Source organism: Cupriavidus sp. BIS7 (assembly GCF_000292345.1).
In the GTDB taxonomy this organism is placed as follows: Bacteria; Pseudomonadota; Gammaproteobacteria; order Burkholderiales; family Burkholderiaceae; genus Cupriavidus.
In genome coordinates this window covers 105215-111733 of record NZ_ALOU01000037.1, presented here as the reverse complement: position 1 = coordinate 111733, position 6519 = coordinate 105215, and the positions used below count along the sequence as shown (strand labels likewise).

Sequence of the window (6519 nt, the reverse complement as noted above, 5' to 3'; positions counted from 1 at the left end):
GGGAGAGGGCTTTGAGGTTCAAATTGCGGCCTCGCATATTTAACCGCTGGCCCTCTCCCCCGCCCCTCTCCCACAAGTGGGAGAGGGGAGAAAGCAATCTCTAGTCAGGCAATGCCGCCGCGCCCATCCGCCTGGCGATGATCGACGCCTTCACGCGGAAGTTCACGTGCACGTTGGCGCAGTACTGCTTCTTGTCGAAGCACTTCGGGGCCGGCAGCGCCGCGGCCAGGCGGGCCGCCTGGCCCACGCTGAGTTTGGCGGCCGAGGTGTGGAAGTAGTGCTGTGAGGCGGCCTCGATGCCGAACACCCCCTCGCCCCATTCCACCGAATTCAGGTAGATCTCGAATATCCGCTGCTTGTCCAGCCAGAGCTCCAGCATCCACGTGATGGCCAGTTCCTGGCCCTTGCGCAGGTAGTTCTGCTCGGATGCCAGGAACAGGTTCTTGGCCAGTTGCTGGGTAATCGTCGATCCGCCACGCACGACGTGCCCACGCTGCTTGTTGCGCTCCCAGGCGTCCAGCATGGCATCGAGTTCGTAGCCCGGGTGATTGACGAAGTCGGCGTCCTCGCTGGCGATCACCGCGCGCTTGATGTTGCGCGAGATATCGTCATAGCGGACCCAATTGCGGTCGACCTTGCAGCTCCAGAAATTCAGGCCGCACAGGCGCCAGCGCTCTGCGCGCATGAACGTCGTCGTCGACGGATTGATGAACTGCCACGCGGCGATCTGCAGGAAGAAATAGACCTGCATCGCAACGATGCCGGCGATCAGGCAGCCGGCCAGATAGCCAAGCCAGCGCAACGGACTGGCTGCGCCGGCGGTCTTCGTGGACGATCTGGCGGGAGTTCGGGCCAAGGCGGTCCGCTGTCAGCGGGCGGCTTCGGCCTGCAGCGCGGCGCGCAGCTCGGCCAGCACCGGCGCGGTCTTCGGACGCACGCCACGCCAGTTGTAGAACGCCTCGGCGGCTTGCTCGACCAGCATGCCAAGTCCGTCTGCCGTGCGCGCGCCGCATTTGGCCGCGTACGCAAGGAACACGGTCGGCTGCGCGCCGTACATCATGTCGTACGCCAGCACGCCTTCGCCGAGCAGATGCTCGGGTATCGGCGGCAGTTCGCCCTGCAGGCTGCTGGCCGATGCGTTGATGACCACGTCGCAGCGCTCATCTTCCGAGAGCGCTTCCAGCGCATCGAGGCCGCCAGCCCACAACTCCACGCCGTACTGGTCGGCCGCTTCCACGAATTCCTCGACCATGTCGCTCGCGCGCGAGGCGGTGCGGTTGGCCACCACGATGCGCGACGGGCGGCATTCGATCAGCGGGAGCATCGCGCCCATCGCCGCGCCGCCGGCGCCGAGCACCAGAATGCGCTTGTCTTCCAGCAACACGTCAAGGTTGTCCTGGATATCGCGCACCAGGCCCACGCCGTCGGTGTTGTCGCCGTGGATCAGGCCGTCCTCGATCCACATCGTGTTGACCGCGCCGGCTGCCTCGGCACGCGGCGTGAGGCGATCGGCAAGGTCGTATGCCTCGAGCTTGAACGGCGTGGTCACGTTGAAGCCATGACCGCCGCCGGCCAGGAACGCGCGCATCGTTTCAGCAAAGCCTTCGAGAGGCGCTTCGAGCCGGTCGTACTGCAGCGCCTCGCCGGTCTGGCGTGCGAATGCGGCGTGGATCGCCGGCGAGCGGCTGTGCGAAATCGGGTTGCCCACAACGACGTAGCGGTCGATACCCTGCGTTGCGTCGGGCGAGGAATTCTGGTCTGCGGTCATCAGCGGCCTTGCAGGCGGACATCCAGTCCGCTGCGCGTGAACTTGAAAGTGGAAATGACTTCGAGGATGTCCTGGCGCGCCTGCATCTCATGTGTGAAGGCGCCGAACGGGGCGGCCGCGCGCACGATGGCCACGGCCTGGCGATCGAGCGCGGGATCGCCCGAGCTCTTGGCAACGTCGATGGCCTCGACGTTGTAGCCATCGCGGTTATAGCCAAGCTTGCCCAGACGGTTGACGTTGATCACCAGGATCAGCTGGCCATAGATCGGCTTGCCGTTCTTCTGCGGAAAATCGCTTGTGCCACGCTGCTCGATCTTGCGGCGCAGGCGGTCGTAGTACTGCGCGTAATCAACGCCCTGCGCGCTGGTCGCAGTCAGCTGCATGCGCTTCGGGCGCTTGGCGTATTGCTCGAGATTGCGGCCGATCTCGGCTTCGAGCTTGGCCATTTCATCGGTCGACGTATGGTCGTCCTGACCGCGCGTCGGTATGTCGGTACGCTGCTCGCCCGGCTTGACCGGCTGGCTGCGCACCGTGGGCGCCGCCTCGCGCGACTGGGTCATCAGGCGGCGCTGCTCTTCCTCGAGCTGCTCCACGCGCCGCTGCGTCATCTTGATCAGGTCGCCGTCCTTCGATTCGGTCTGCGCGGGCAGCGGCGTGGTGGCGCGCTGGGCATCATGGTCACCACCGCCATCGAGGTTCGCCTGCGCGAGCACGGTCGGATTGCGCGGCTTCTCCGCCGACTTCGAATTGACCAGCACCACATCGAGCTGCGGATCGGAACGCTTGATCTCGAACACCTCAGGCGCGGCGATCCGCACCATCAGCAACAGCGCGTGGATGACCACGGAGACGGCCAGCGCCTTGACCAGCGTGCTGGACGATTGCCACCATTCGCGTGGGTGCTGGAGGGGAGCGGGGAGTACGGCGTTCACGTTTGAGTTGGGCTGAACGGACGGCGATGGGAGTCGATTTTCGGCCGGCCACCCCACGGCGGGGGGGGATGGCCGGAACAGATTTCGATTGTAAGGGAGCCGACCGGTTTACCGAATACTCAGCCGGCCGGATTCGCGCCGGTGTCGCGTGCTGCCGACGCCTCGCCGTCCTGGCTGGCATCGGAACCTTCGGAGCCGGCTTCGGACGGTGCTTCCGCCGCTCCCTCGGCTGTGCCCTCTGCGGCGCCCTCGGCGGCGCCCTCCGCTGCTTCCTCGGCGGCAGCTTCGGCCGCAGCCTCCGCCGACACTTCCGCCATTTCGTCGTCGGTGTCGAGCTCTTCCTCCGGCACCTCGCCTTCACCGGCAAAGACTTCCAGCACGCGGCACGACACCTCGAGCGAGATCTCGTCCGTGGAGGCCACCTCGAGCAGCACCTGCGTGCCACGTGCCGCCTGCGCCAGTTCCGGCACACGCGTGACCAGCGGAATTTCGGTGAAACGCACCGCACCGTCCTTGAGCGCGGTTGCCATCATCTTGTCGCGGCCTTCCTGCTTGAGCCAGCGCAGGCACCAGTAGCGCTCCATGGTCGACTGGTGGTCGGCATAGGCCGCATACGTACCTTCGAAATCGGCCACGGCGGCCAGCAGGTCCGCATCCTTGGGCTTGAACGGCGCCACGAGCTTGGCCGTCACACCGTGCTGGGCCACCGCCATGATCTGCCACTGGTTGACCAGGTCGACATAACGACGCAGCGGCGACGTGCTCCACGCATATTGCGCAACGCCAAGGCCCTCGTGCGGCGCCGGGTACGTCTGCATGCGCGTGCGGTGCATGCCCCAGGCTTTCTGCGTGCGATAGATGCCCGGCACGCCGTGGTCGGCCAGAAGCTTGCCCCACGTGCTGTTGGCCAGGATCATCAGCTCGGCCACGATCTTGTCCAGCGGCGATCCACGGCGGCGCTGTTCGATACGCACACGCTCGCCGCCGGCTTCGAGCTGGTCGATATAGAAGTTGAAATCGGCGCGATTGTGCGTCTCGGGACGCAGGCCGCTGGCGATACGCGCACGCTGGCGCTCGTCGTGCAGGTGGTTGGCCAGCCGGTACAGCTCGGTCAGTTCCTCGCGGAACGGGTAGTCGCCCGTGCCCGCGGCCAGCGCGGCTTCGGTAACGACATCGTCAAGCAGGTTGTGGCGCAGGTTTGCGGCAATCGGCACCAGCTCGGCGCGCGTTTCGCTGCCGACGATGGTCATGCCGTCCACGCCATTCGGATCGACCGTCACGTACAGCGACAGCGCCGGGCACGTGCGGCCTTCCTGCAGGGTGTAGCGGTCCACCACGCTGTCGGGCAGCATCGTGATCTTGTCGCCGGGGAAGTAGACGGTGGACAGCCGCTGGCGCGCAATCGCGTCGAGCGCCTCGCCGCGCCGGATGCCAAGCCCCGGTGCTGCAATGTGGATGCCGACGCGCAGCTTGCCATCGCCCGTGGGCGTCACCGACAGCGCATCGTCGATTTCGGTCGTCGTGACATCGTCGATCGAGAAGGCCTGCACATCAGCCACCGGCAGATCGGCCGATGGCTCGGGCACATCCACGTCGGCGAACCCGGTGCCCTTCGGGAAGCAGTCGGCCAGGAACTTGGCCTCGTGCAGCGCGCGCGGGCTTTCCACACCGCCAACGGCCACCATCAGCCGCATCGGCGACATGCCCACCGCCGTGCACGCGGCATCCATGGCCTTGAATTCGAGGCTGTTCTTGTCAGGCTTGAACAGCAGTTGCAGCACCTTGCCGCGGAACGATTCCGGCAGCGTCATTGCCTTGAGCTGCGCTTCGTATTCGCCCTGCACCAGTGCCTGCTGCTTCTTGCGTTCCACCGCGGCCAGTGCGGCCTTGAGCTGGTCTTCCGGCGCACGCAGGTAACGGCCGCGTCCCTTGCGGCGGAAATAAACCGGATTGCCATGCAGCGCCATCGCCAGCGCGGCCTGCTGCACCGCGCCCGCATCCGCGCCATAGTATTCGGCGGCCAGGTCGGCAAAGCCGAACTCCTCGGCCGGCGCGCATTCCCAAAGGAAGTCGAGATCGATCTCGGCGGTCAGTTCGCCGGTTTGCCGCACCATTTCGATTGCCGAAGGCTGGGCAAACTGCAGCAGCACATCCTTCGCCTTGACCTTGGTGCGCTTGCCTGCGGGCAACTCGACCTGGTAGGCCTCGCCCTGTTGGGCGAGCACGGTGCCGGCGCGGATTTCGCCGCCTTCTTCGAACAGCAACTGCATGGATTGGACTTTCAGAAGTGCCGGACAATGCATGCGAATGTCCGGCGGATATACGACCGGGGATGATACCGCACCCCGCCCGCCACGGCCGTGGTGGGCGGGGTGCCCCCGATCAGAACGACATCAACGCGATATCAACACAACATCAGCGCGATATCAGAGTGACATGCCGCCGCTGGCCTCGATCGTCGTGCCGTTGATGTAGCTGGCGTCGTCGCTGGCCAGGAACGCGTAGATCGCGGCGATCTCGGACGGCTCGGCCAGGCGGCGCATCCAGCAGTGCTCCTTCATGCCATCGAGCACCTTGTCCGGCACGGACTGCAGGATCTCGGTGTTGACGAAACCAGGGCACACCGCGTTCACGCGCACACCCTTCGGGCCCAGTTCACGCGCCCAGGTCTTGGTGAAACCGATCACGCCGAACTTGGATGCAGCGTAGTTCGTCTGGCCGAAATTGCCATACAGGCCGACCACGCTCGACGCGTTCAGGATCACGCCGCTTCCCTGCTCGCTCATGATGCCGGCCACGGCCTGCGCGCAGTGGAACACGCCCTTCAGGTTCACGTCGATGACGGCATCGAACTGCACCTCGGTCATCTTGGCCAGCCGCGCATCCTTGGTGATGCCGGCGTTGTTGACGAGGATATCGATGCGGCCGTGGCGCGCCAGCGTGGCGGCCACCATCGCATCCACCTCTTCGCGGCGCGTGACGTCCACCTTGTGCGCATCCACCTGCGCGCCCGTGGCGGCCAGCCGTTCGGCGGCCTCCTTCACGCGCGCTTCCTGCACGTCGCACATGACGATCTTCGCGCCTTCGGCGGCGAAACGTTCCGCGGTGGCAAAGCCGATTCCGGCGGCGGCGCCGGTGATGATCGCTACGCGTCCCTGCAATTTCATGGTCCTGGTCTCTCTTCCTGCTTGGGTAGTGTGGTGTGTGTGTCGATCCGGCGGGGCAGTCTGGTGCCGCCCGCGCCAGTGTTGTCAGGCGCTGCGCGTTGCAGGAGATCTGGCAGAAAGACCTCCGTCACGAGCATGGCGCCGCCGCCGCGCCGGAATACCGAACGCCGCGCGGGCAGCATCGGTACCGACGCCAGCGCCGGCAAGACCCGCTGCAGCGCCTGGCGCAGCGGGTGGCACGGTGTGAGCCGTGCAAACTGGAAAGGGTCGCGCCGCACACGCGGATCGACGAACAGCGCACCGCCAAGCGGGCGATTGCCAAGCCCGCGCAGGAACGGCCAGTCGCGCCGTGCGTACCCGGGATCGACGATCGTATGTGCGAATACGGCCGGCACTTCGTCACAGATCAGCAGCACTTCGCGCGTGATGGCAGGCACCGGGCGGATCAGGCCAAGCGCCTGCCATTCGTCGGCGAACGGCCGCTGCGGCGCCTGCGCAAGCCGTTTCACGCGAAAGGTGGCCGACGCCGACATCAGCCGTGCGGTCAGCGAGCCTTCGCCGGTAATCCAGCGGCGCTGATTCAGCGGAATTGCCGCGTCATACGCCAGATGCGCGTGCCAGTCCGCACGCAGCCTTTGCACGCCGGATACCC

General features: G+C 65.9%; 6 protein-coding genes. All 6 read right to left on the bottom strand.

The window, feature by feature from the left end:
* Nucleotides 1-100: 100 nt before the first annotated feature.
* On the bottom strand, nt 101-802 hold the full coding sequence (mtgA, locus tag B552_RS0113820) for a monofunctional biosynthetic peptidoglycan transglycosylase (RefSeq protein ID WP_019449620.1): 702 nt from the start codon (nt 800-802) through the stop codon (nt 101-103).
* A gap of 66 nt (nt 803-868) precedes the next feature.
* Nucleotides 869-1768 carry a shikimate dehydrogenase gene (aroE, locus tag B552_RS0113815; RefSeq protein ID WP_019449619.1) on the bottom strand — a complete coding sequence of 300 codons (900 nt, stop codon included), beginning with the start codon at nt 1766-1768 and terminating at the stop codon, nt 869-871.
* Complete coding sequence (locus tag B552_RS0113810) at nt 1768-2589, bottom strand: energy transducer TonB (RefSeq protein ID WP_237718214.1); 822 nt, start codon at nt 2587-2589, stop codon at nt 1768-1770. Before B552_RS0113810 ends, aroE begins: the two co-directional genes overlap by 1 nt.
* A 230-nt stretch (nt 2590-2819) precedes the next feature.
* Complete coding sequence (locus B552_RS0113805; protein WP_019449617.1) at nt 2820-4970, bottom strand: RNB domain-containing ribonuclease; 2151 nt, start codon at nt 4968-4970, stop codon at nt 2820-2822.
* A 156-nt stretch (nt 4971-5126) separates the two neighbouring features.
* Nucleotides 5127-5867 carry a 3-oxoacyl-ACP reductase FabG gene (gene fabG / locus B552_RS0113800; RefSeq protein ID WP_019449616.1) on the bottom strand — a complete coding sequence of 247 codons (741 nt, stop codon included), beginning with the start codon at nt 5865-5867 and terminating at the stop codon, nt 5127-5129.
* Nucleotides 5864-6508 (bottom strand): chorismate lyase, encoded by a 645-nt coding sequence (locus B552_RS0113795; RefSeq protein ID WP_026035639.1) that lies wholly within the window; start codon nt 6506-6508, stop codon nt 5864-5866. The genes fabG and B552_RS0113795 overlap by 4 nt, the downstream gene beginning before the upstream one ends.
* Between the last annotated feature and the right edge of the window lie 11 nt (nt 6509-6519).

Coding starts and splice junctions, on each gene's coding strand:
- aroE (WP_019449619.1), bottom strand. CDS start 1,768: ATGACCGCAGACCAGAATTCCTCGCCCGACGCAACGCAGGGTATCGAC.
- B552_RS0113810 (WP_237718214.1), bottom strand. CDS start 2,589: ATGGTGCGGATCGCCGCGCCTGAGGTGTTCGAGATCAAGCGTTCCGAT.
- B552_RS0113805 (WP_019449617.1), bottom strand. CDS start 4,970: ATGCAGTTGCTGTTCGAAGAAGGCGGCGAAATCCGCGCCGGCACCGTG.
- fabG (WP_019449616.1), bottom strand. CDS start 5,867: ATGAAATTGCAGGGACGCGTAGCGATCATCACCGGCGCCGCCGCCGGA.